The following is a 2809-nucleotide window of genomic DNA, read 5'->3' on the forward strand; positions in this document are numbered from 1 at the left end:
CCGGCCCTTCGGCGGCAAGCCGGGCGGTGGCGGGCGTCCGGGTGGCGGCCGCCCCGGCGGCGGGGCCAAGGGTCCACGCTCCGGCGGCAAGCGGGACTGAGGGGCGCCGATTCCAATGATCGCCCAAACCACACTGTCATCCTGGACAAGCGGCGAACGCCGCGCCATCCGGGATCCATCATCGGGCTCCGTCGTGTCCTTCGATGGATCCCGGGACGACCTCCGGTCGCCCCAGGATGACGGCGTGTTTCCACGCATCATCGTCATGGTCTGAGCATGCGGATCGTCGGCGGACGTTTGCGCGGGCGGGCGCTGGCCGGGCCCAAGCCGGGGATCGGGACCATCCGCCCGACCTCGGACCGTTTGCGCGAATCCCTCTTCAACGTGCTCGCCCATGCCTATGACGACCCGCTCGACGGCGCGCGCGTACTCGATCTCTTCGCCGGGACCGGGGCGCTCGGCTTCGAGGCGCTGTCGCGCGGCGCCGTCTTCGCGCTGCTGGTCGACGACGGCACCGAGGCGCGCGGGCTGATCCGCGAGAACCAGATGGCGCTCGGGCTCGCCGGCCACAGCCGCGTCTTCCGGCGCGACGCGACCAAGCTCGGCCCGATCAGCGCCATGGACCCCTTCGCGGTGATGTTCTGCGACCCGCCCTATCGCAAGGGCCTCGGCGAGACAGCGCTCGCCTCGGCCCGCGATGGCGGATGGCTGGCGCCCAGCGCGCTGGTGATCCTGGAGGAGGCCGGCGATGTCGAGATCGCCCTGCCCGACGGGTTCGAATTGCTGCAGCGGCGGGAGTATGGCGAGACGCAGGTGCTGATCCTGCAGGCGAGCGAGCCGTGACGGCTCGTCCGATGCCCATCGCGCATCGGGCCGCAGCCGAAATCGCATGACGCCGTCGGCACCGGCCCACGCATAGGCGCGCCATGTCACACCCATCAGGCCGTTCGCTGCTGCTCGTCCCGCTGCTGGGTCTGCTCTGGGGCTTCAACTGGCCGGCGGTGCGGATCGCGCTGACCGAGATCGCGCCCTGGACGTTGCGGGCGAGCGGCATGACCTTCGCGGGGCTGTTCCTGATTGCGGTCGCGCTCATGCGCGGCGTGACGCTGGCGGTGCCGCGGGCGCAATGGCTGCGGCTGGCGGTGGCAGGGCTGTTGTCGATCGCGGCCTTCAACATCCTGCTCGCCTTCGCGCAGCTGGCTGCGCCGACCTCGCGCGCGGCGATCCTGACTTTCACCATGCCCATCTGGGCGACGCTGCTCGCCCGCTTCATCCTGGCCGAGCCGATCGACCGACAGCGTCTGATCGGGCTCGGGCTGGGCGTCGCGGGGCTGGCCTGCCTCGGCCTGCCGCTGATCGCGGGCGGCGGCCTCTCCTTCGGACTGCTGCTGGCGCTGATCGCGAGCGTGAGCTGGGCGCTGGGCACCATCGTCAGCAAGCGCTGGCCGGTGAGCGCGCCGGCTCTGACCATTGCCGCCTGGCAGCTGCTGATCGGCGGCGCGACTGGGGGGCTCGGCATGCTCGTCTTCGAGGGTGTGCCCGTGCCCAAGATGCTGGAGGCGCGGACGGTGGCGGCGCTCGCCTTCCACATTCTCGGCGCGCAGGCGCTGGCCTATGTGCTCTGGTTCACGGTGATCGCAAGGCTGCCGGCCGGCATCGCGAGCCTGGGCACGCTGATGGTGCCGGCGGTGGGCGTGCTCGGCTCGGTGCTGCTGCTCGGCGAGCGCCCGACGCCGAGCGACTGGCTCGGCCTCGCGCTGGTGATCGCGGCGTCGGGCTCGATCCTGATCCCGGGACGGGCGAAGGCGGGGGGAGTCGCCGAAGCCGGCTGAGCGACGGAACCGCCGGCGGCCGAGGGGATAAGCGGGCCATCTTGTCCCCGGTAGGCTCCGCGTGCCTGATCTTCGCATCCGTCGCGGAGGTCACACGCACGGATGCCCCTTCCCTATCCAGATTACTGGCGTTCCCGAAGTGCCGCGCTGCAGCGCAGGCGGCTTGCGAGCCAGATCGCCGGCGACCGGATGATGCGGGCGCTGGCCCGGCTGCAGGCGCTCGTCGAGAAGGCAGGCTTCCGCGAGGATCAGCCGCGCATCCCCGGCGGCAATGGCCGCGAAAGCGGACGGTGGCGGTATGTCGAGGGCTATGCGCAGGGCCGGCAGCCGGGCATCGGCGACAATGGCGGGCCGTCGCTCGACCCGCCGGACCCTCCGAAAGAACCGCCCAAGGACAGGGTCTCGAAGACCCAGGCCGCCAAGGCCCTGGCCAAGCAGATCGCCCTCGTGGCGGCCCGCCGAGCGGGGCCGATCGGCGCGGTCATCACCGTCCTCGAGGCGGGCCACTGGCTGTACTCCGAATGGCCGTCGATCCAGTCCTATCAGGATCGGCCCCAATCGCTGGCCGATCTCCAGCAGCAGGCGGGGCAACGGCGGCCGGGTTACGACGACCACCACATCGTCGAGCAAGGTGCGGGAGGGCGTGAAGGCTTTCCGCGTTCGATGCTCGACGGCCCCGACAACGTTGTCAGCGTGCCCCGCTACAAGCATCATGAGATTACGGGCTGGTACACGGCCAAAAATCCAAACTTCGGCGGTCTCTCGCCACGCGACTATCTGCGAGGTCGGGACTGGTCCGAGCATGTGCGGGTGGGACAGCAGGCATTACGACAGGTCGGAGTGCTTAGATGAGCAGGATCAATCTCAAGCCGCTTTCGACGAACGATCTGCTTCTGCTGTTCGAAAAGCTGTGCGTCGAACAGTACGACGCTCTCGATCGCCAGGAGTACGCGGCTTTCAACCGGCGATACGATCGA

At 69.8% G+C, this 2809-nt stretch carries 3 protein-coding genes; all 3 read left to right on the forward strand.

Annotated features, from left to right (window positions below; genetic code table 11):
* Nucleotides 1-270 precede the first annotated feature (270 nt).
* Nucleotides 271-843, forward strand: a complete 573-nt coding sequence (rsmD, locus tag Q8M82_RS16670) for a 16S rRNA (guanine(966)-N(2))-methyltransferase RsmD (RefSeq protein WP_305692446.1) — start codon at nucleotides 271-273, stop codon at nucleotides 841-843.
* Between the two features lie 83 nt (nucleotides 844-926).
* Nucleotides 927-1832, forward strand: a complete 906-nt coding sequence (locus tag Q8M82_RS16675; protein WP_305692444.1) for a DMT family transporter — start codon at nucleotides 927-929, stop codon at nucleotides 1830-1832.
* A 102-nt stretch (nucleotides 1833-1934) separates the two neighbouring features.
* Nucleotides 1935-2684, forward strand: coding sequence for a hypothetical protein (locus tag Q8M82_RS16680; RefSeq protein WP_305692445.1), 750 nt, complete (start codon nucleotides 1935-1937; stop codon nucleotides 2682-2684).
* Nucleotides 2685-2809 lie beyond the last annotated feature (125 nt).

Source organism: Allobosea sp. (assembly GCF_030694325.1).
GTDB lineage: Bacteria > Pseudomonadota > Alphaproteobacteria > Rhizobiales > Beijerinckiaceae > Allobosea.

Bases quoted from the DNA above. Each gene is read 5' to 3' on its own strand.
- Q8M82_RS16675 (WP_305692444.1), top strand. From the start codon at position 927: ATGTCACACCCATCAGGCCGTTCGCTGCTGCTCGTCCCGCTGCTGGGT.
- Q8M82_RS16680 (WP_305692445.1), top strand. From the start codon at position 1,935: ATGCCCCTTCCCTATCCAGATTACTGGCGTTCCCGAAGTGCCGCGCTG.